General features: G+C 31.8%; 22 protein-coding genes and 1 other RNA gene. 1 reads left to right on the top strand and 22 read right to left on the bottom strand.

Translation table 11 applies throughout. The features are described 5' to 3' along the window. The 16 genes from C7D97_RS01865 to C7D97_RS01790 form a co-directional block, all read right to left on the bottom strand. Entirely contained in the window at nt 1-546 is a 546-nt protein-coding gene (locus C7D97_RS01865) for a DUF6648 family protein (RefSeq protein WP_105300440.1), read from the bottom strand. A gap of 33 nt (nt 547-579) precedes the next feature. Then, a complete protein-coding gene (locus C7D97_RS01860; RefSeq protein WP_105300439.1) occupies nt 580-1008 on the bottom strand; it encodes a hypothetical protein in 429 nt (142 codons plus the stop codon). Between the two features lies 1 nt (nt 1009). Continuing rightward, complete coding sequence (gene mnmL / locus C7D97_RS01855; protein WP_105300438.1) at nt 1010-1957, bottom strand: tRNA modification radical SAM protein MnmL/YtqA; 948 nt, start codon at nt 1955-1957, stop codon at nt 1010-1012. Next, nucleotides 1950-2306: a DUF1292 domain-containing protein gene (locus tag C7D97_RS01850; RefSeq protein ID WP_105300437.1), complete on the bottom strand. Its 357-nt coding sequence runs from the start codon at nt 2304-2306 to the stop codon at nt 1950-1952. Before C7D97_RS01850 ends, mnmL begins: the two co-directional genes overlap by 8 nt. An 11-nt stretch (nt 2307-2317) precedes the next feature. Continuing rightward, on the bottom strand, nt 2318-3691 hold the full coding sequence (locus C7D97_RS01845; protein WP_105300436.1) for a zinc-binding metallopeptidase family protein: 1374 nt from the start codon (nt 3689-3691) through the stop codon (nt 2318-2320). An 8-nt stretch (nt 3692-3699) separates the two neighbouring features. Continuing rightward, nucleotides 3700-4449, bottom strand: coding sequence for a peptidylprolyl isomerase (locus C7D97_RS01840; protein ID WP_105300435.1), 750 nt, complete (start codon nt 4447-4449; stop codon nt 3700-3702). Further along, nucleotides 4436-5107: a S1 RNA-binding domain-containing protein gene (locus C7D97_RS01835; RefSeq protein ID WP_240308881.1), complete on the bottom strand. Its 672-nt coding sequence runs from the start codon at nt 5105-5107 to the stop codon at nt 4436-4438. Before C7D97_RS01835 ends, C7D97_RS01840 begins: the two co-directional genes overlap by 14 nt. A gap of 163 nt (nt 5108-5270) precedes the next feature. Beyond that, nucleotides 5271-6113 carry a YitT family protein gene (locus tag C7D97_RS01830; protein WP_105300434.1) on the bottom strand — a complete coding sequence of 281 codons (843 nt, stop codon included), beginning with the start codon at nt 6111-6113 and terminating at the stop codon, nt 5271-5273. A gap of 224 nt (nt 6114-6337) precedes the next feature. Beyond that, entirely contained in the window at nt 6338-7234 is an 897-nt protein-coding gene (locus tag C7D97_RS01825) for a kanamycin kinase (RefSeq protein WP_105300433.1), read from the bottom strand. 3 nt (nt 7235-7237) lie between these two features. Next, nucleotides 7238-8941 (bottom strand): phosphoenolpyruvate--protein phosphotransferase, encoded by a 1704-nt coding sequence (gene ptsP, locus C7D97_RS01820; RefSeq protein WP_105300432.1) that lies wholly within the window; start codon nt 8939-8941, stop codon nt 7238-7240. A gap of 60 nt (nt 8942-9001) precedes the next feature. Next, nucleotides 9002-9262: an HPr family phosphocarrier protein gene (locus C7D97_RS01815; RefSeq protein ID WP_105300431.1), complete on the bottom strand. Its 261-nt coding sequence runs from the start codon at nt 9260-9262 to the stop codon at nt 9002-9004. Nucleotides 9263-9341: 79 nt separating this feature from the next. Next, nucleotides 9342-10352 carry a LacI family DNA-binding transcriptional regulator gene (locus tag C7D97_RS01810; protein WP_105300430.1) on the bottom strand — a complete coding sequence of 337 codons (1011 nt, stop codon included), beginning with the start codon at nt 10350-10352 and terminating at the stop codon, nt 9342-9344. 52 nt (nt 10353-10404) lie between these two features. Then, a complete protein-coding gene (locus tag C7D97_RS01805) occupies nt 10405-10848 on the bottom strand; it encodes a hypothetical protein (protein WP_105300429.1) in 444 nt (147 codons plus the stop codon). A 10-nt stretch (nt 10849-10858) separates the two neighbouring features. After that, nucleotides 10859-11473 carry a YtxH domain-containing protein gene (locus C7D97_RS01800; protein WP_105300428.1) on the bottom strand — a complete coding sequence of 205 codons (615 nt, stop codon included), beginning with the start codon at nt 11471-11473 and terminating at the stop codon, nt 10859-10861. 68 nt (nt 11474-11541) lie between these two features. Next, a non-coding RNA gene (gene ssrS, locus C7D97_RS01795) (6S RNA) lies at nt 11542-11708 on the bottom strand. Nucleotides 11709-11752: 44 nt separating this feature from the next. Next, nucleotides 11753-12595 carry an RluA family pseudouridine synthase gene (locus C7D97_RS01790; RefSeq protein ID WP_105300427.1) on the bottom strand — a complete coding sequence of 281 codons (843 nt, stop codon included), beginning with the start codon at nt 12593-12595 and terminating at the stop codon, nt 11753-11755. A gap of 48 nt (nt 12596-12643) precedes the next feature. Here C7D97_RS01790 and C7D97_RS01785 point away from each other — a divergent pair, with 48 nt between their 5' ends. Further along, nucleotides 12644-13429: an NAD(+)/NADH kinase gene (locus tag C7D97_RS01785; RefSeq protein ID WP_105300426.1), complete on the top strand. Its 786-nt coding sequence runs from the start codon at nt 12644-12646 to the stop codon at nt 13427-13429. Here C7D97_RS01785 and C7D97_RS01780 read toward each other — a convergent pair whose 3' ends face one another. The 6 genes from C7D97_RS01780 to C7D97_RS01755 form a co-directional block, all read right to left on the bottom strand. Further along, entirely contained in the window at nt 13430-14941 is a 1512-nt protein-coding gene (locus C7D97_RS01780; RefSeq protein WP_105300425.1) for a peptidoglycan D,D-transpeptidase FtsI family protein, read from the bottom strand. Continuing rightward, the gene (locus C7D97_RS01775; protein ID WP_105300424.1) at nt 14925-16193 is read right to left on the bottom strand and encodes an FtsW/RodA/SpoVE family cell cycle protein; all 1269 of its coding nucleotides are present in this window, start codon (nt 16191-16193) and stop codon (nt 14925-14927) included. The genes C7D97_RS01780 and C7D97_RS01775 overlap by 17 nt, the downstream gene beginning before the upstream one ends. After that, complete coding sequence (locus C7D97_RS01770; protein WP_015777805.1) at nt 16186-16689, bottom strand: FHA domain-containing protein; 504 nt, start codon at nt 16687-16689, stop codon at nt 16186-16188. Before C7D97_RS01770 ends, C7D97_RS01775 begins: the two co-directional genes overlap by 8 nt. A 188-nt stretch (nt 16690-16877) precedes the next feature. Then, nucleotides 16878-18572 carry a phospho-sugar mutase gene (locus C7D97_RS01765; RefSeq protein ID WP_105300423.1) on the bottom strand — a complete coding sequence of 565 codons (1695 nt, stop codon included), beginning with the start codon at nt 18570-18572 and terminating at the stop codon, nt 16878-16880. After that, the gene (pulA, locus tag C7D97_RS01760) at nt 18562-20484 is read right to left on the bottom strand and encodes a type I pullulanase (protein ID WP_105300422.1); all 1923 of its coding nucleotides are present in this window, start codon (nt 20482-20484) and stop codon (nt 18562-18564) included. The genes C7D97_RS01765 and pulA overlap by 11 nt, the downstream gene beginning before the upstream one ends. Then, nucleotides 20465-22600: a glycogen/starch/alpha-glucan phosphorylase gene (locus C7D97_RS01755; protein WP_240308880.1), complete on the bottom strand. Its 2136-nt coding sequence runs from the start codon at nt 22598-22600 to the stop codon at nt 20465-20467. Before C7D97_RS01755 ends, pulA begins: the two co-directional genes overlap by 20 nt. Nucleotides 22601-22664 lie beyond the last annotated feature (64 nt).

Raw genomic sequence — 22664 nt, 5'->3', positions numbered from 1 at the left:
TTAATATGATTTATTTACATAAGAATCAATTAACGATTCTCTTGCCATCTCACTAAATACACCCTTTTGTTTTAACTTATCCAGTATTTTTTTGTTTTTTGAATGTAATATAAGCTTTTCTCTATCTTGGATATGAATTTCAAATATCAAGCCCTTAAGTCTTTTGGACCTTAGACTTATGTAATAACACTCCAAGTTTTTATAATCAATCATTTCTAATAATCTTTGTGTTGCTATATCTTTTAGATAATAGTAATTTTCTCTATCATTTATAAGCTTATTATATATTCTTCTTTTCTTTTTCAAATTCTGATACACTCTTGCATCAAAATTACATTTTTTGGCCATAACATTATAATATTGATAATTGTAGATGGCCTCTTTGGGTTTAGTGATTTGTGAAAAAGGTTTGAGTTCAAGTTTTTTAAAGAAATTATAATTTAAATCCAAAAACTCATCCTTATCAATCTTAGCATTATCTAATAAATCAATTGATTCCTTTCTCCAATTCTCGAAAATCTCTAGTTTTTTTTCTTCTATATTCATAATAAAAAACCGTCTCCTTAGAGACGGTCATAACTAATCTTCTAGTTTTAATTCAATAACTTCTGCATCTAGAGAGCTAGGAACGTCTTCTTTTGTCCAATCTAATCCTAGGTATATGTCAGATTTTGAATACTCAGATAGATCTTTTAGTCTTTGACTAAGTTCTTCAATGTTATCTTTGTTGATATCAATTATGTCATATATTCCATCTAGATAAATCTTTCCAATATCATAGTCACGAGCTAGAATTCCACCCACAAATCCAAGCAATCCATCAATATTAGAAACCTTGTAGCTTTTTGCATTTATTAGTCTAACTTTGTGATCTAATGTATTGATTTGGCTATCGTCAGTGTCAACAAATACGATATTATTGTTGCCTTTTTCTTTCTCTCTATTTGCTTCCTCAACCAAGTATTTTGTTTTTCCAACACCTTGTTCGCCTAACACTAAATTAATCATTTTAATCCTCCTTTATTTTATCATAAATTATTTTTTTGCTTTTATCGCCTTGAACTATTCCTTTATCGTTCATAGTTTGGATTATCTCATCTCTAATCTTCCACCAAGAAGTATCCCAATTACAAAAAATGGTTTCTTCTTTTGGGGCTCTTCCAGCAATTCTTGCTATTGCGACATCTTTATCTATATATCTTAGAAACTCAATAACATTATTTTCATACTCTTCTTTGCTAATCATCTGTATTTTATTTTCTTGATACATCTGTGCAAGTTTTGTATTTCTAACAATAAACAGAGAATGAATTTTTATCTCTTTTACACCAAGTGCATTTATAATCCTTGCTGTTTCGACAACATCCCTTATATCATCCCACGGTAGAGATAAAATCACATGGGTACATACTCTAATCTTATATTCATTTAGCATATTAACTGCTAAAATATAATCTGCTAGGGACTCTCCCCTATTTAAGATATCTAGACTTCTATAATTAGCTGTTTGAAGTCCAAGCTCAAATGTTATATCAATACCGGTTTTACGTCTAAATTCATCTAAAAACACGAGCTTGTCCCTACTTACACAATCGCTTCTAGTAGATATCGATATTGCTACAATATAATCCTTGTTACAAGCTGTAATCACTTCTTTGAAATCCTCTAGACTCATGTAGGTATTAGAGAAGTTTTGGAAATATGCTATGAACTTTTTTGCTTTATACCTACTACCTATATAATCCTTGTTTTTTTCTAGCTGTTGATTTACGGTTAGAAAACTAGGTAAATTCTCAAAAGAACCACCAGATTCTGAACAAAATATACAGCCTCCAAGTCCACAAGCCCCATCTCTGTTGGGACAAGTTAAGGACAGTTTGATAGGTAGTTTATAAACTTTCTCTCCGTAAGTATCCTTATAATACTCACTAACTGAATAATATGGATTATTATTCATCTATCACTTCGTTATCATCCATATCACTTTCATAATCATCTACTAAATTATCTAAAGCTTCTTCGTCCCAATAGTGGGAGAATAAATGGAAGACTTCGTCCATTTCCTCTTCATCTTCAATTATTTCTAAATTTATTTCATCATTATCGAAGGAATCGTTATAGTAGAATAAATAAATCTGCGAGCTATCGCTTGATAGTAAAGCAACATAATCTGTTTCATCAACAGTGAAGATGTCAATGAGATAACATTGATCTGTGTTCTCATCAAAACCAATCTCTATTATGGCCTTGCCCTTGTTCTTTCCAAATTCCACTTCATGACCATGTAGATTAAGCTTTTCTGTCATAGTCCCTCCTATTAATTAATTTCGCTAAGTACCGTTTCAAGTAAAGAAATGAGCTTAGAAAGATCATCTAAACTTGAATAATAGATACTATCACTTTGTTTATATTTTACCCCAATTGATATGATTTTCACATTTAAGTCATTAAATATAATGCTACTGTCAAGAGAGAATTGCGTCTTAATAGGCTTTAACTGTTCTCCTTCTAGCTTCATATATGACTTTTTAAATGCTTCAGTTAAACAGGAATCTGGATTTTTCCATTTGCCGATATTAAATCTTTCGGTAAGAATAGATGATGATATTTTAGAGGCAAGTTTAATTTTCTCTTCCATATTTATCATGCTTTCTTCAGATAAAGACCTTAGTACCAAAATCATGTTTATATGATTCTTAAGACTTCTTGCTGTAGCCAAAGAACACGAGCTTACAGTTTGCTCGTCAATTGAGTTTACAAAGTAGCTACCCGTAGGAATTAGTTCTGTGAAAGAGGCTAAATGATTAAAAGATTCTCCATTTATTGGATTATGCTTTCTATTTTCGATTTTTCTTATGGAAAGTTTCATCTCAGGTTCATACTTCAGATTTTTTTCTATTATTTCGTTTTTTACAATCTCAAATATATTTATTAAGTCTGCTTCAAAGTCCTTATTCACAATAAAATCAACTTGAGCTTGTTTAGGTATATAGTCATATCTAAAGCCACCTGTTAATGATACGACATCTATATCTACCTTTGCTCTAATTTTTCTAATTATTCCTATCATTAATTTAATAGAATTAAGCTTTACCTTATCGAACTCTTCACCTGCGTGTCCTCCGCTTAGGCCAGAAAGCTCCAGCCTATATGTTTGATAATCATAATCTGGAATAAACCTTTCAACTCTTACTTGGTTTAAAAATAACTTTAATGCTGAGAATTCATCCGCTATACAATCGCTTTGTAAAAGATTTAAGTTGACTACTTTATCTGTTCTAATTATTTCCCTAAGCTTATCAAACTCACCATTTTTTAAGTGAATATTGTTTTTTGTGAGCAAGATATCGAAATTACTATCAGCATATTCGATCATATAATTTATAATAAAAGCGCTCATCAGGCAGTTTAGATTTAATTTTGATTTAATAATCTTTGTGTTTTCAAGATTTTCAACTTCTACTTGAATCTTATCCTTAGCATCATCTAAATTCAGGTGAAGGATCATTTTGGCCAAGCCATTGTTTTTAATATAGTGGGAGTTGCCAAAACTTATAATATCTAGGTTTTTTTCCTGGGCTTTAGCTAGGATAAACTCTTCTATAGATTCAATTGAAATTCTTTCCCCATCTATCCTATCTATAGATCCAAGATAATTATCAAGATTATTATAAATATTTTTATAATCCATAATTATTCCTAGTAATACTTCTTAACTTCTACATCCTTTTTAATTTTTGCTAACTTATCCAAGTATGCTTTTTGTCTTTTGGCCATCATAAGTCTTTGACCAACTTGACTTTTTATCTCTTCGAAAATTGGAGGTTCAACATTATCTTTATTTGTTAGCTTTATAATATGATATCCAAATTGAGACTTCACTGGAGATGAAATTTCTCCTATTTCAATAGAATCAAGACCTTCTTGGAATTCTTTAACCATTACACCTTTTGGAAATTTGCCTAGGGATCCGCCATTTTCCTTTGAAGGATCTATAGAATATTTTTTAGCTGCATCTTCAAATGCCAATCCTTCTTCTATTTGTTTTTTAACTTTCTCTGCTGTTTCTCTTTCTTTTACTAATATATGAGATGCTTCATATAAAACTTGGGGGTTTATAGTTTCCTTATTCTCTTCATAATAATTTTTAATCTCATCATCATCTATACTTACTTCTTCAAATATTTTATGCATAGCATAGTTCTTTAGCATATTAGTTTTAACTAGATCTAGTTCTTTAACAAACTCTTCATCAGAGTCGAGTCCCTCATCATAGGCGTCTTTTAGTAAAATTTCTTGATTTACCATCTCATCAGCCAGGATTTTTATTCCTTCTTCACTATTAAATCTTTCTCTATCTTCAATGCTATTCATCAATTGATATACATCGCTTGTATATATTTTTTTGCCATTGACTTCTGCTAATAATTTATTATTATCTTCTGTCATATTTATTCTCCTTTAGTTCTATTCTATCTTTATATATTATTATATCATTATTCTTATAAAGTCTACCAATCGCTCTTTTAAAGGCAGATTTGCTCATATTAAAGACCCTATATATCTTATCTGGCGAAGACTTATCTGATAAGTACGCAATACCTTCATTATCATAGAGATAATCTAATATTTTGTCACTATCATCATCCATCTGTAAGTAAGCTCTCTGCCTTAAGGAAAGCTCCAGTTTCCCGTCATTTTTCACTTCTTTAACCCTTGCTTCGATTAGCTCGCCTTCTATGTGAACACCCCTAAGCTCAACTATTCTAAGCAATGAGTCATATTTATCATCAATTGCAATAAAAGCACCTATAGATTTGTTTATGGAATAAATTCTACCACTTACTTCATCATTTTCCTTGTATGAATGATCATTGCTAAGTAAGTCTCTTATTTTGGAAGTAAGATAAACATAGGCGTTTCTATCCTCTTTGAAAGCTACAGGATATGTCATATCCATTAGAATTTTGTATGTTCTCTCAGTAAAAGGCAAAAAGATATTTTGATTATTATCAATTTCAAAATAAACACCCTTTTTATCAATATCCACCGCTTTAAGAGAGTGAATAGATCCTATTTCATAAGGAAAATCTGTTGATGCTCTCAATACTTGATTTCTATCATGGTATATAACTGCGCAAACTCTATCGTTAACCCTCTTATCCTTCAAATATTTTTTATCTATTACAGCATCTCCTAGTCTTGTTTTAAGATATGCCTTATTTTTGCTAAATCTTTTTATAGTAAATTCTTTGATAATATTCTCCTAATTAATTATTCAACTGATCAAAAGTAAATCCTTCACCGAGAACCTCAGATACCTGATAGGTAAAAATAAAAGCTCTATCATCTATAGAAATTATATCTTCTCTAAGCATTGGAAACTTTCTCACAGATGTTACTGTCATTATTACATTTTTATTCTCTAAGGAATATCCACCCTGAGCTTTAAGCAAAGTAACTCCCTTTTTATGTTTATCTAATATTAACTTGTTTATATCCTCATATTTATCAGATATGATTAATATAGCTATTTTCCTACCAAAGCCTTGGATAAAATAGTCGATTCCAAGCGATTGGATTAGGATTGTCAAAACTGCATACATAGCAAGTTCTATACCAAAAACCTTGATAGATAAGCTTACTACGACGAAATCAGCTATAAACATGCATATATGTATGGGCATATTAGTGAGTTTTTTGACGATTGCAGCTATTAAATCAGTACCTCCTGTTGAAGCATCATGATAAAATACTATAGATAGGCCTAAACTCATAACAATTGCCCCAAAAATAATATTTATTATTTTATCGTGACTTAAAATTACATTTGGAAACACTCTTTCAAACAAAATAATAAAGCCTGATAAGGCAAATGATGCAAACAAGGACTTTTTCGCAAAATCATAGCCCAATACCAATATACCTAAGACCAATACCAATACATTTAGTACAAGATTAATTGTTCCAATACTGAATCTGGGGAAAAAAGTCGACAAAACTATTGAAAAACCCGATATTCCTCCTGCAGCAATATCATGTTGAATCAAGAAAAAATATAAGCCCGCTGAAAGCAGAAAAGTTCCTAGAAGTATCCACAAATATTTCTTCATATTATTCCTCCGATTTTATATAATAAAATGTTATCACAAAATCGATATATATTCAATCAGAATATTTATAAAATAAAGCAATGAAAAAGGAAGAGAACTTACGAAATATAAAATTATTAGTCTAAGTATAAATTAGCCAGTAAAGTTTCTTAATCTAAACATTAAATTACTGATTATAAGTATACTTAAACAACCAATCATTCGTAAGTTGACTCATTCCTTATTTATCTAGCCCATTCAGGAAGTAATTCATTAAAATAATCATACATTTCTAGAATTTGTTTGATCTCTTCTTCATCCAAACTATGGTCTTTTTTGCTATTACTATCAACTTTATTATATAAAATATTATATGCTTGATACAAGCTTAGGAGCCTAAAAAACTTCCTAGATGGCTTATTTCCTTCAAAATACCCTTCCAAAACACCTCTGGCAAACTCCTCAGAATATAAGGCAAGCTTGTTAATATCAACAAAGTCAAAGACACCATCTCCATAGGATATATCCTTTATGCCTCTTAAATCAAGCTTATTATTGTCATATATTCTAATATTCTTTTCATTGATTTTACCATGCATGAGATTAATAGGAGTATTTTTAGTTAAATGTTTGTTATCTTCAATATAATCTATTAGTATATAGTCATTTTCCCCAATATCTTCTGATAAACCATGTATATAAAATAGGTAATTTGATTTGGTGAGGAATTTCTTCTCCCAGTCGACAGCTTCAGTAGGTTTTACTTGGTGAAAATCTTTTAAGACCTTTCCAAAAGCTATACCAATATTCCTACACTCGCTATTACTATTATCTCTGAGAAACTCTCCTAGGGAAATCTCCTGTCTATATTCAAAAATTTTGTAGGCCTTGTTTATATCAGGCATTATTCCCTCCTCATATATACGAAGAGGAACCAGCCCTATATCTTCTAGACGCCCTTGGATAAATTGTTCGCTTTCAATCGCTTCATGATCTTTGATGTCATAATAGGCAAAGACATATTCTTTTCCAAGCCTGCTTGTTATTTTTAGTTTATTTTCTGATATCTTATCAATAGAAACTATATTATTTACATCAGAAAATAATTGTGTATGTTTTAAAAAATCATAGTTCTTTATCATTTTTTAATTATGCTCTTTAACTAAATTCTCAACTTCCTCAGTTAGCTCACAGTCAAGTACTTTTTCAGCAAATTTTGCTTCTTCCTCTTGGCTAGATGTTAAGATTGTATCCTTAATTTCGGCAATTTTAGCTGATGAACCTGAAAATTCATCTAGCCCTAGACCAAGTAGTAATTTTGTTGCTTGGGTATCTGATGCAAAGGCTCCACACATACCCGTCCATTTACCAGCTTCGTGTGATACATCTATTACATGTTTTATCGCTCTTAGGACAGCAGGATTAAAGTTTGAGTAGTAATCTGCTATGTGCTCATTTCCTCTATCAACTGCTAAGGTGTATTGTGTTAAATCGTTTGTTCCTATAGAGAAGAAATCAGCATACTTTATAAATTTATCAGCCATAATAATTGATGAAGATGTCTCAACCATTATTCCAACGTCAAGATCTTTGTTGTAGTCAATGCCTTTTTCATCAAGGTCTTTTTTGATTTCTTCGATTAAATTTCTCGCTTCTTTCAGCTCATCAATATTAACTACAAAAGGAATCATTATCTTAAGATTTCCAAAAGCAGATGCTCTGACTAGAGCTCTTAGTTGATCTTTAAATATTTCTTTCTTATCTAGACAAAGTCTTATAGCTCTGTATCCTAAGAATGGGTTGTCCTCTTTTGGGAAGTCAAAATAATCTAGTCCCTTATCTCCACCTATATCAAGTGTTCTTATAATTAGAGGTTTATCTCCAAGCATTTGAGTAGCTTCTTTGTATACTTCAAATTGACTTTCTTCTGATGGGAAGTCAGTATTTTGCATATATAAAAACTCTGTTCTAAATAAACCAACACCATCACAACCATTCTCAATAGCAAGTTTAAGATCTTCAATATTACCAATATTAGCAGAAACTTCTATCTTTTTGCCATCTGTACTGATTGCTTGTTTATCTTTAATTTCTTTTAATCTTTCTTTCTTTTCTTTTTGTTCTTTGATTAAAAGCTCGTATTTTGATATTTCTTCTTCAGATGGATTTACTATCAATACCCCTTCATTTCCATCTAGTATTGCTTTTTCTCCACCTTTGACATTTTTAGAAATATCTCCCATTCCTACAAGTGCTGGAATATCTAGTGTTTGGGCTATGATAGAAGTGTGGCTTGTCTTTCCGCCAAGATCTGTAGCAAATCCTACTACAGCTTCCTTATCCATATTTGAAGTATCTGATGGGGTAAGCTCTTTAGATATAACTATGCTTCCCTTATCAAGATTTGATAAAGTCTTAGGTGTGATGCCTTTTAGCTTATACATTACTTGGAAGCCTATATCTTGGTAGTCGCTTGCACGTTCTCTCAAATAGTCATCATCTATTTGACTCATGATTTCAACCATTTCTTTGATAGTCTCATCTAAAGCCATCTCGCTATTTTTTAACTCATTTGTTATTTTTGATTCTATTGTATCTGTAAAATATGGGTCAGAGAGAAGTTCAGTATGTGCCTTTGCAATATTTGCTTGAGCTTCGCTTGCTCCTTCTAGCTTCGCTAGATCCTTTCTATAATCATCTATCGCTTTTTTTACTTTGGCAAATTCTTCTTTTGTATCATTTTCCCCGATTTTGTTATCGCTAATTACAACTTTATCTCTAGTAAATAAATACAAATTGCCAATAGCAACGCCATTGCTGGCAATTAAACCTTCATATTTTTCGGTCATAATCATTACTCCTTATTTTAAAAGAAGGATACTGTAACAGTATCCTTCATAACAATCGTATTATTCAGATAAGTTATTGATAAATTCAACTAATTCATCTGCAAATTTTTCTTCATCTTCACCTTCTACTACTAAAGTAATTTCTGTTCCTTTAGCAATTCCAAGGCTCATAACGTTGAAGATTGATTTAGCATTTGCTTCTTTGCCTTCTTTGATTATCTTAACTTCACCTGGGTAGTTTTTAACAAATTGTACTAATGATGCTGCTGGTCTAGCGTGTAATCCAGTTTCATTAGCTACTACAACTTTTCTTTCTGCCATAATTGATTGCCTCCTATTTTATTATTACAATTCTATTTTACTATTTTTTTATAAATTAACAATAAGATAATACTTATAGTTAATTTATTGACTTTGTTGATTCTCTTTCTATAACTTGACCGTCTATAATCCAGTCATCTTCGAGAATATCTTCCTCTTCCTTTATCCTTTTAATTAAGGCACGAATAGAAATCGCCCCTATATCATAATATGGAATGGATACAGTACTTACTTTAGGTCTGTAAATGCTTGCTATATTTGAGTTACCAAATCCTGTAACCGATATGTCCTCAGGTACGTCTATACCATTATCCACACAGTAATTCATAAAACCAATTGCTACTTCGTCATTTACACAGGATATTGCTGTTATTTTCTCTTCTTTGACAAGCTTTAGGACTTCTCCACCTACATTGTATCCATCATCAGAACTTGTTCCTTTCGTATTAATAACAAAAGCTTTCTTTCCAAAATCAGATAGGGCTTTTCTGTAACCTTTTAGCATATTATCGTTAAGTATATTATTCTCTTCATGATTAATATATAAAATATTTTCATGACCCTTTTCAAGCAAACTTTCGATAAGCCTTTTTTCTTCTGCAGCATAATCTACTTTTACTGACTTAACGTTTTTGTATGTGTGATACTTATCTAAAAGTACAAAAGGAATCCTTCTATCTCTTAGTTTAACAAGAACTTCTGGTGAAATATTCTCGGTTATTATAACTAAACCTTCTACTTGTTTTGTTGCAAGAAAATCAATTGAATTTTCTAGAGCTTCCTCATCACCATAAGAGCTTGATAATAGGATATCGTATTTATATACCCTACCGATCTCTTCAATTCCTCTTATAAGTTGAGCCATGTATTCTATGCCTATATCCTCGACAATTACACCAACTAGGTTGGATTTACGCATTACAAGAGATCTTGCTAGCTCATTTGGCTTGAAGTCTAGTTTGTTTATAGCATCCAATACTTTTTTCCTTGCTTCAGGACTAACTGGCTTAGAATTATTCATTACCCTAGATACGGTTGAAATTGACACTCCAGCAAGCTTCGCTACATCTTTAATTGTTGGTTGACCCATATCTCCTCCTTAAATAAGAAATAAGAAAGGCCATCGCTTGATGACCTTAATTTTATCTACCTGATATTACATTTCTTGCTATATCAATTACATCCATAATTAATGTTGAATAATCAGTTATAGAAGCAACCCCAGCACCTAATGTATCGACACTATCAACAGCAGTAACTCCAACATAATTTACTGTATCTCTTATATCGTCAGTAATGCTATTTACATTTGTCATGGTATCATTAGCTTTGGCTATTGCCATTTTAAGATTAGGATCAGCTACGATTGTGTTAACATTTGATACAAGCGTATTTGCTTGATCAGCTATATTAGGTAATTTGTCTATTACTTGATCAAGATTGTCTGAATTCTTATCAAGTACTCCTTGGACCTTTGTCACTAGTGCATTCAAATTCTTTAGAAGAAGCACTAAAAACACTAGGGCAATAATGCCTAAGATTGTTAGGATAATATTTCCAAGAAGATTTACATTTATTGTTAGCATCTAAATCTCCTTAGTTTTTCTTAATCTCTCTTTTGGCTTTTTCGTCTTCTTTTTTTACTTCCTTAGTAGTATCTTTAGCTTCTTTTTTTACTTCTCTGGCAGCTTTCTTTGAATCATCAGCGGCATCTTTTACGTCTTTTTTAACTTCTTTGCCTGTTTCTTCAGCTACCTCTTTAGTCTCTTTAGTACCTTCTTTTACGATATCTTTTACATCACTTGCGCCATCTTTGATATTTTCTGCAGCGTCTTTTGAGGCATCTTTAATTTGGCTACCAGTCTCTTTTACAATTTCTGTACCATATTCGAAACCATCCTTGATTGGTTTTAAATCAGTATATGCTCTGTATCTAAGATTTTCGTAGCCGTCTTTTGCGCTATCAACAGCATTGATTGCCCCATCCTTTACAGTATCAACTGTATCATTGAAGGCATCTACGATATCTTCTCTAGTTTCTTTTCCAGATTTTGGGGCAAGCAATAAACCTGCTGCAGCTCCAACTAAAGTACCAAGGATTGCTCCTTGAGCTCTCATTCTGCTGTCATGATTTTTTGCTTTCCAAATTTCGTATTTTACTTCTCTTTTTTTAGCTTGTGCTTTTTGTTCGATATAATCTGATATTGACATATGTTCTCCTTTATTATTTAGTCTTGCTTAATATATACCCAAAAGTTGGTAAGTAAAACTATATTTAATTAAATCCCAAGGGGGCCCTATCTTTAAGACCTTCGCATATGTGAAGGTGGGCAAGCTGTCTAGAATCTCTGACTTCCCCTCAAAGGGGGCTTGCCATCAAAGCTAGAACTCCGCAATCCCTTATAAAAGTTGTAGGTTTAAATTTGGACCGACACCTTAGGATAGTTTTATTATATAATATGCAAAGGATTTATGCAAATAATATTGTTTTCATTGCCCTTCGATGAATCCTACAAAATTCGGACAATCTTCCAATTTGATGTTTTCCTCTTCATAGAAACTTGTAAATTCAAGCTTATAAGAATGAAGCAGGAATCTATCAAGCTTTTTATTTGATCCATACAAGCTATCTCCCCAAATAGGATGTCCTAAATCGCTTAGACTAGCTCTAATTTGATGAGTCCTTCCTGTAAATATTTCACACTCTATTATAGAAAAATCCTCACTAATATTTTTCGATTTAAAGTATGTCCTAGATATTTTTCCAGTATTTGATGGCTCGTAATTTTTCCTTTCTTCATTATATGAGAATCTATTTTCATATAGGAGATCAATATCTACCTTTCCTTCTACAACAGCTATATACTTTTTCTTCATTATATTTTCTTCTAGCTGTTTTTGATAGAAAGCGTGGGCAAATTTGTTCTTAGCTATAAGCATAAGTCCTGATGTATTCATATCTAGTCTATTGACAAGCCTTATCTTACTCTCTTGATTGCTTTCCTTAAAATAATAAGCTATGTAATTAGATAGACTTGTCTGATTTTTAGAATTTACTGCTAAATTAGAATCCTTGCTCACAACTAAGCTGTGCTCATCTTCAAATATTATACTAAGATTGCCCTTTATCGGATCATAGTCGATCTTTTCATCTTCTATAATAATCTTTAACTCATCTCTTTTTTTAAGATTAAGACTTTTCCTTTTCTTCTTGCCATTTAAAAGATAACCTGTCTTTAGAATATTTTCTATACTTTTTTTAGAATAATTTTTAGCCCTTAGAAATTGTCTTACACTTGTATTTTCATAAACTTCATATTTTATATATTTCATATTCCTTCCTCTATGATATAATAATATATTATATGAGAGGAGGGAAAAATGACAAATAAAATCAATGTTTTTAAAAATAAGTCTAAATTTTCTAGATCTATTTATCAAAAATGCAAGAAGATTTTCTACAATTACGGTTACATCCTAACAACTACTTATGACAAAGATGCTGTTTTGAATCTTGTTATAGGAGGAGATGGTACTTTCTTAAACGCTGTTCACTTGTCTAACTTTTCTTCTATTCCTTTTATTGGGATTAATACAGGTCATCTTGGTTTTTATCAAGAAATAGAAGTTAATATGTTAGATAATTTTATCAAATCCTTTGATCAAGGAAATTACCATACAGAAAGCCTTTCTATTCTTGAGGCAAAAGTTAATGGCAAAGTAATGAATTCTATAAATGAAGTAGTTGTCAAAAGTGATAGAAATCAAATCGTAAGATTAAAAGTTTTTATAGATGGTAATTATATAGAATCCTATTCGGGAGATGGTTTAATTATATCTACCCCACATGGATCTACCGCCTATAATTTATCATCAGGCGGAGCAATTCTTCATCAATCACTAAACGGATTTCAACTAACACCTGTAGCCCCAGTTTATTCTAATATGAACAAGGCCCTAAGGTGTCCCGTGGTCTTACCAAATGATGCTACAATTGATATTTCTGTTTCAAAAAGAGATAACTATCACACCCTATTTATATTCGACGGCAAGGAATACTCTACAAAAGATTATAAGATTAGAATCAAAGTTTCAGATACTAAAATAAAAAAACTTATTCTCAATAAAAACCACTACTGGAATAATATCAAGAATAAGTTAATGTGATCATTCTATTGTTTGGTAAATTGAACTTAAAATATCTCGTGCAATCGGCGCAGCTACTACACCTCCCGTATCGTCACTATCTTCTACTACTAGAGCAATAACAATATCTGGGTCATAGGCAGGAGCGAATCCTACAAACCAAGCGTCCAACAGATTATTTTCCTTATCTGCAGTTCCTGTCTTTCCTGCTATTTGGACAGAATCCAAATATGCGCTTGTCCCCGTACCTTCATTGACAACTGAAACCATCATATCTCTAATATAGTTTGCGTTTTCTACACTTGTTACCTCGCTTAAGACTTTATTTTTCTTCTCTTCGATAATTTTACCATCCTTATCAACTACCTTTGTCACAAGCCTTGGTTGCATCATCTTTCCTTCGTTTGCTATTGCTGAGGTAATCATAGCCATATGAAGTGGAGTTATCTGTGTTTTTCCGTATCCAAATCCTGTCATTGCTAAGTCTACTTGGTTTAAGTCATCAAAAGGAATTATTGCCTTATTCTTTTCCAAATCGAAGTCATAATCTCTGTTGATCATAAACTTCTCAGCAAGTTCTTCGTATTTATCTCGTCCTAAATCATTAGTCTTTGAAGCAAAATAAGTATTTACAGAATTAACAAAGGCAGATCTTAAGTTGACCATTCCAAATATTTGATCAGCAAAGTTTTTGATATCATAGCCTTGGATAGTCTCAACTCCAGTATCATTGTAAGATGTATCAAGACCATAGTTTAGAACACCAGTTGCTGTAACTATCTTAAAAGTTGATCCCGGTCTATAGGAACCAGACGTCGCCCTATTTACTAGAGGACCGTCTGTATTTTGTATAAGAAGATCCCAATCTTCATCTACACTATTTGGATCATAGCTAGGATTGGATACTAGGGCAAGCACTTCACCGGTCTTAGGGTTCATCACAACGCAAGAGCCTTTTATATCTTTAATATGTTCATAAACTATCTCTTGAATATTTTGATCTAAGGATAAGTGAACATCATAGCCTGTATCATTTTTGACGACCATTTTCCTAAAGTTAGATAGGTTTTCTCCACTAAGGGCGAGAAGCTCTTTATTATAAGACTTCTCTATACCTGTTTTACCATAAGTTGTGGAAGAGTAGCCTGTAACTGATGAAGCTGACTTTCCATAGTTATAAACTCTATATTGACTACCGTCACTATCTTCCTCACTATAAGCAAGTATATTGCCATTTCTATCGTAGATACTACCTCTCTTGATATTATCTTCATTAACCCAAAGCCTTCTGTTATGAGAATCATTTTCTATATCAGCTCTTTTAAAAAGTTGAAAATATACTAGATATAAGGCGAGGGTCATAAAAAGTGCCACAAAAAATACCATAACAAAGACTAACCTTTTGTTTAGTGTAGTCTTAGGTAAGATATTTAATTTATCTACATCTTCTAACCTCTTCTCCTCTTCAATTTGTCTTATCTTATCTATTAAAGATTGAGAATTTTTTCTTTTTTTATCAATTCTTTTCTTCATCTAATTCATCACCATACTTAATTTCTTCCCCTGAATATTGTAAACAACCTAGAAGAATAAATCCTGCAATCATGGAAGATCCCCCTTGGCTGATAAAAGGAAGTGTTACTCCCGTAAGCGGAATCAACTTTAGGACACCACCTAAGATTATGAAGGTCTGCAAAGCAAATAAGATTCCTATACAAAATGCCAATATAGAATAAAATTTGTCTTTTTGTATAAGGGAAATCTTAATAGCCCTATATACCAGAATCATAAATAACAATACTACGGCAATACCCATAAATATTCCCATCTCCTCACAAATAGCTGAGAAGATAAAGTCAGATTCAGCCACTGGTATAAAATCAGGCCTACCGAGTCCTATACCACTTCCAAAAAGTCCCCCACTTGCCATCGCAAATAAGGCCTGGGTTATCTGATAACCTGTTGCGTCGATATCTGACCAAGGATCCTTCCAAGTAGCCACCCTTATTCTGACGTGGGAAAATAGGAAATACGCTATTACAGATCCTACAACCATTGCTAAAAGATTAATCAATATAAGCTTTCTATCTCTATCGTACACAAATTGACTTAAAATCATAGTCCCAAAGAAAATCAAAGCTGTACCCAGGTCTTTTTGTAAAAATAAAAATCCTATAAATACAAAAATCACTAGGTTCATATAGTATTTTCCGAAAGGCCTTTTGCAAAACTCATTATAATGGGTGTAAAAACTTGCTATAAAAAATGCCAAGGGTACCTTGATAAACTCTGATGGCTGAATACTTACTGGTCCCAAATAAATCCAGTTCTTAGCTCCTCCAAGATATGATCCGAATACAAGAGTAAGTATAAATAGTACTACTGAAATTCCGACATAAAACTTAGATAATTTATGCCAAGAGCTGTATGACTTTAATATAAAATATGTTACAAAAAACATAACAAGGCCAACTAAATAATATTGTAACTGCCTCTTTCCTAGTGAGGGATCTAACCTATAGATAACCGAAACGCCTATAGAGAAAAGCATATTTACAATCATTAGCAAAATCCCATCCGATTTAATGACTTTGTTTATCATAAAACTCGATATCAATGTTGCGACTAAAATTGCTAAATACGTTATAAAATCTGTATTAGTAATATTTTCTATATTATAAATCAATGCTAAGGAAAGGGCTAAGAATTCAAAGGCAAATAGCAAGAAAAGAGCCTTTCTCTGTGCTTTATTTTTGTTTATAGTGAGATTTCTTAACCTATTCATTGCCATCACCTTGGATAAATAAGAATTGAAGTTTTCCGATATTTATTATATCGTTAGATTTTAATTCTATTGCATCCTCAATCCTTTCGCTATTTAGATAAGTCCCATTGGCGGATTTTAGGTCTTCTAAGAAAAATATTCCCTCGTCTTCTACAATCCTTGCATGAAATTTTGACATAAACTTATCTTTAATACAAATACTATTTCTGTCATCTCTTCCAATTGTATTATCAGATGCTAAAAAATAAAATTCTTGTACGGTAAACGAGAAGTTCTCGCTTAAATTCAAAAGTTTTAGATATGTATCTGACTTAGATTCTTTCTTTAGTGTAGTTCTTACATCATAATATATGATTCTAATGATAGAATATATGAAGTAGAAAACTATAAATACAAAAATATACTTTAATATAGTTGATATCAGTTGATATAAAGTTAAACTTCCAAATACATTAACTGAAAATATTTTATCTATTACATTAAAAAAACTTTCCATTTTTATCTCCTTTTGATATATATTATTTCATTTTCAAAGAAAGTTCAAGTATTATGTATAAGTAATTTAAAAAAGTCGCCCAAAGACGACTTTTTCTATAGTGATATCTTTTCTAGAAACTATTCGAATTACTCATATTTTCTACTAAAAAGATTTTATCGCTAATTTAATCAAGATTAGTTATTGATTTATTCAATTGAATCAATGATATTTTGCATAAATGAATTTATATTTTCTAGTTTCTTCTCAGAAGACTCTAGGTTGTCATCAATTGCATTAATATAGACCTTTATTTTTGGCTCAGTTCCTGAAGGTCTTAGGGCAAACCAAGAATCATCTTCTAGATAATATTTTAAAACATTTGATTTTGGAAGTCCAATATCATCATTTTGGTAGTCTATGATATTTTTAACCTTTAGTCCACAAACTTCTTTAATAGGATTGTTTCTAACTTCTGTCATTATTCTAGAAATTCTTTCTTGTCCATCTAGTCCTTCAAGCACAATGGAAACAACTTCATTAGAATAGTAACCGTAATCATTAAACAAGCCATTTATAACATCTATTAGGCTCTTGCCCTTAGCCTTGTAATAGGCTGCCATTTCAGTGATCATCATAGCAGAGTTTACTGCGTCTTTATCTCTTACGAAGTCCTTATAGTTGTATCCTATACTTTCCTCAAAACCAAATATGAACTTGCCACTCTTGTTTTCATCTAGTTCATTGGCTACTGCATATATATTCTTAAATCCTGTAAGTACATCGTATACTTTTACTCCATATTTATTGGCAATAGGCTTAACTAAGTCAGTTGATACCAAAGACTTAACTACAGCACCATTTTCTGGAAGTTCATTATTTCCCTCGAGAGCTTCTAGTATATAGTTTGTTAATAAAGAACCAATTAGGTTACCTGTTAAGAATTTATATTCTCCATCCTTATCCAAAACCTCTACTGCACATCTATCAGAATCAGGATCTGTAGCAAGTAAAAGTTCTGCAGATACTTCTTTACCGAGTTCTTCAGAGTATTTGAAGGCCTTTGGATCTTCTGGATTAGGATATCCAACAGTTGTAAAGTCAGGGTCTGGTTTTTCTTGATCTTTAACTATATGGATATTTTTGAAATCTCTCTCGTCAAGGATTCTTCTAACTAATTTGTTTCCACATCCATTTAGTGGAGTATAGACTACGTTAATACTTTTATCTATATCCTCGTCATTAATTGTACAAGATAAAACTTCCTTGATATAATCTTCTATCAATTGATCATCTACATATTCAATGATTCCTTCTTCCAAACCCTTTTCAAAATCTATTCTTGGTATCTCAAAAAAGTCTGGATGTTCTTGTATATGGGCTAGTATTTTATCTGCAGTTTCATCTAAAATTTGGCTTCCTTCATGGTTATAAGCCTTATATCCGTTATACTCTCTAGGGTTGTGGCTTGCTGTTACCATAACACCTGCGACATTACCTAGTTTTCTTATTGTATAGGAACATACTGGTGTTGGTTGGATCTCTTTATGGATATAGACCTTAATTCCATTCGCTGCAAAAACTTCCGCAGCTACTTTTGCAAACTCATAAGACTTATGTCTTACGTCGTAGGCAATAGCTACACCCTTTTTCTTCGCTTCTTCTCCACCTTCTGCTATGGTATCGGCAAATCCTTGGCTTGCTTGTGCCACGTTGTATACATTCATCCTGTTTGTTCCTGCGCCAAGCTTGCCCCTAAGACCAGCTGTACCGAATTTTAAAGATTGATGAAATCTATCTTTTATTTCTTCCTCATCATCTTTAATACTTAAAAGATCTTTTTTGGTTTCTTCGTCAAATCTATCATCTTCTAACCATTTGTTATAAATTTCTTTATAGTCCATTTAACTCTCCTAATTTAAATACATTTACCGATTTATTTTCTAGTATTAAGCCATCTTCTACATTAATATCTACTTTATTTATACCCTTTTTGGTAAATATCTTGCTGATTTTACTCGCTTTAATAAATTCATCCAATTTTTTTCTATCGATTGACTTCTCATCCATTGATGCATTGATAGCTACTAGATATTTTTCTTTCTCAGATTCTAGTTTATAAATAATCAATGACTCCTCTATATCTTCCATAAAAGTTAAGGATCTTCTGATATCACTAGCCTTAGTCATCCTTAGAATTTTTATGGATTTTCTTAGTTTAATCAAATCTTTGGTGTAGTTAAATATATCCATATTATTTAACTTATCTTCCCACTTGATTGAATTTATGCTAAGAGGGGATCTATAGGAGTTGGCATCGTTATTTTTGCTATGATTAAACTCGTTACCCTCGTATATAAATGGCTTACCGAAGGATAAGAAAATAAGACCAAGAGCAAGCTTAATATAAGAGTCTATATCCTTAGTATCATTTAAAGAAATTGCTAGCTTATCATATATTATTAGATTATCATGGCAATTAAAATAATTTATTGTCTCATTTGCATCGTCAGCAAATCCTATTCTTTTATTATCGAAGTTAATAGAGCCAGCTACACCTGTTTCGATTTTGCTTTTATTAGAAAAAATCCCTTGGATATATCCCTTCTCATAGCCATTTGCATCGCCTTTTATAGCATCTCTAAAATCATCATTGAATACGCCAAATGAATTTGATCTTTGAGCTCCCTTTAGGATTTGCTTATCAAGAGGCAGTGGAGAATAAAAAGCCATCCAAGGCTCGCCATAAATTATCGTATTAGGATTTATTTTTCTAAGTTCCTTTAAGGCAATTTTAATAGTATCAAGGTCAATTAAGGCCATAAGATCAAATCTGAATCCATCTACATTATATTCTCTAGCCCAATGACAGAGGGAATCTATTATTAATTTTCTAGTAAAGGCATTTTCGCTTTTTACTTCATTGCCAACACCAGATCCATTTGAAAAGCTACCGTCCTCATTCATTCTGTGATAATACCCTCTTGCTAGGGTGTTAAGATTTGAATCATAGGACTTGAATGTATGATTATATACTACATCCATTACAACAGAAATATCATTTCTATGAAAGGTCTGAATCATTTTCTTCGCATCCCTTATCCTAGATAAAGGGTCATAGGGATCTGACGCATAAGAACCTTCTGGAGCAAAGTATAGTTCTGGATCATATCCCCAGTTGTAGTTCTCATCATCAAAAAATAAAGAATCGTCTTCATCTACTGATATAAAATCATATATTGGTAGTAATTGAACGTGACTTACACCAAGTTCTTTTATGTTATCTATACCAGTCTTTACTCCATCAAGGCTTCTTCCTTCTTCAGTTAATCCAAGGAATTTCCCTTTCATCTTTATTCCACTAGACTTATCAGCTGTATAATCTTTTACACTCATCTCATAAATTATTGCATCTTCTTCTAAATTTTGAGGTGACCCTTCGTCCCTAAAACCAGAAGGATCTGTTTCTTTCATGTCAACAACCACCGAGCTTAAGCTGTTTATGGATGCTGTAAAAGAATAAGGATCGGTTACTTCGTACTTATTGTCTACCAAATAGTTGTAATAATAACCCTTATAGTCACCTTCTAAGGTGATCTCATAAATACCAATTTCATTTTTTACCATTTGATATTTATTTTTCCTCACCTTCATATAGTCATCACTTATCAAGAGATCTAGGGTCTCTGACGTTGGTGAGAAAACCCTGAAGGTTGTTTTATTATTCTTATAAATTGCTCCTAGCTTTTCGTCCTTTATTTCATCATAAGTCAAATCTTTGATTCTATCACTTATTTTAATTTTTGTTCCAATCATTTATACCATTCCTTATAATTTTATTATCTAATTTAAAATTATTCGCCCATAGTATATTGTCGATTTCATTTTTAACCCATTTATCCTTATCTAGATAGTCTATCTCTATATCTTCTCTATTAACAAGCAAATCTTCAAGATCTTTGAAGATTCTAAACGAATCGTTATACATCATGATCTGATCATACATCACTTTAAAATCATATGGGAAAATATCATAACTTTCTCTTATTAGATTTTCTACAGTATATCTTACCATATCATTGGAATAGTAAAAACTGTTCGCATCATAAGATCCAGATTCTTTATCATCGACTATCTTTCTATAAGTGTCACCTATTGTATAAAAAGACTTATTTCCTTCTATATTTTCACAAACACCACCTTTAGTGGTTAGGATATTTGCCATATTAAGAGCAGAGTTTAGCATATGGAAGTCTTGATTGTCTAAATTCGCTAAGGTCAAATTATTGTATATGTCAGTTGCCTTTAATATGATTTTAGACCTATATACATCCAAATCTTCTATAAATACTATTTTTATTTTCTCTCTTATAATCTTATCCTTGTCTATCATATGCTTTAAGGCTAGGATAAATTTAATAGTTTCCTTGGCCATAAAATATCCTTCGTTTGCCTTCCCTGAGAAGATATAGGTCTTAGGAGTAATCCTAATATTTGTATTTTCTTTAAAATAATAATATTTATAGGCAATAGCCAAGGCATTTAATATTTGTCTTTTACTTTCGTGTATTATAGAAAGCTGTACATCAAATAAGCTATAAGGATTTATCTTCTCTTTTGCCAACTCAATTAGCTCAAGCTTGTTATGGTATTTTGCTCTTTCTAAATCATCTATAAAATTGGAATCCTCTCTTAAACTTGCAATTTTAGAAATATCATATGAATACTCGTCATAAAGGTCATATTTTCTAAAAACTTCCATAAGTTGTTTATTATTCTTTTCTTGATACATTAATCTATCTGTTCCAAGATTTGTGTAGGATAGCTTTCTTCTTGCTTTTTTTTCATCCTTTAAGATCTTAGATAGGTAGATATAATTGTTTGATAAGGCTAAGTTGATATTTTTAAAATATGCGTAGCCATTTTTTATCAAAAAGACTTTTTGATCTTCCTCCTGGAGGGTTGATTGGATTAAAATAATGGTTTCCAATATCTCAGGATTTATCCTTTTTATCATATCAACTGGATAGCTTTCAAGACTATCGCTAGTAATAGAAAATGCTATATGCTCAAATATTCTTCTTGTTATAAATATAGCCTCTTTTATATCAACGGAAAATCTACTGTGTAAAATCCTTATAAATTCGACCAGAGCTATAGTTGGATGGATATCATTAGCAAAGATTTTAATTCTCTCATCTATACCTTCAATCGAAGAATATCTGTTGATATATCTCTTAAATATGTCTCTAATTGCGCTTGCCGAATAGAAATATTCTTGTTTTAGTCTTAGCAGTTTTCCGTCGTATGAAGAATCATCCAGATATAGGAATTGATTTATAGAACTAGCCCTCACATAATCGTCGTAGGCCCTAAATAAATCTCCTCTTGTAAAATCAGAATAATTTATCGCCTGGGTAGGTTCTGACTGAAAAAGACGGAGTGTGCTTACAAAATCAGCCTTATCATTTAATATCGCTATATCATAGGCTATAGACTTATGTTTCTTGCCGTCAATATCTAGCTCATAGGAAAATCCTTTTTTATGCTCCCAGTTCGACCCTTCTTCGAGCCAATAATCAGAATACTCAACCTGTTTACCATCTACAATTTTTTGTTTGAGATTACCATTCTCATAACGAAGAGCGTAAGCTACCGACCTAATTTTCTTATTAGCAAGTTCGCTTATCAGAAAACTCGATCCAATACCGATATCCCCGACACCAAGATTGGCCTCTTTTTCAAAATTGATTACATCCTCATAGGAAAATCCAATTTCCGCTAATACATCTCTAATCTCTTCTTCCTTGCCCAGCCTTGCAATATTTCTTTCAATAAATTTTCCGGGCAAGTATTCAAAGCTTAGTATATATACCTCAAATTCCTTCGTATCGGACTTACTATCTACCCATTTTCTACCTATATCTTCCATCAAGGCTCTACATAAGCAATCATATACTTCGTTAATTCTGGCGTTAGCCAAATCTTTAGCATAA

Source organism: Anaerococcus marasmi (assembly GCF_900290195.1).
Lineage (GTDB): Bacteria > Bacillota > Clostridia > Tissierellales > Peptoniphilaceae > Anaerococcus > Anaerococcus marasmi.
Note: the sequence above shows the minus strand (reverse complement) of the source record. Positions and strands in the feature narration are given on the sequence as shown.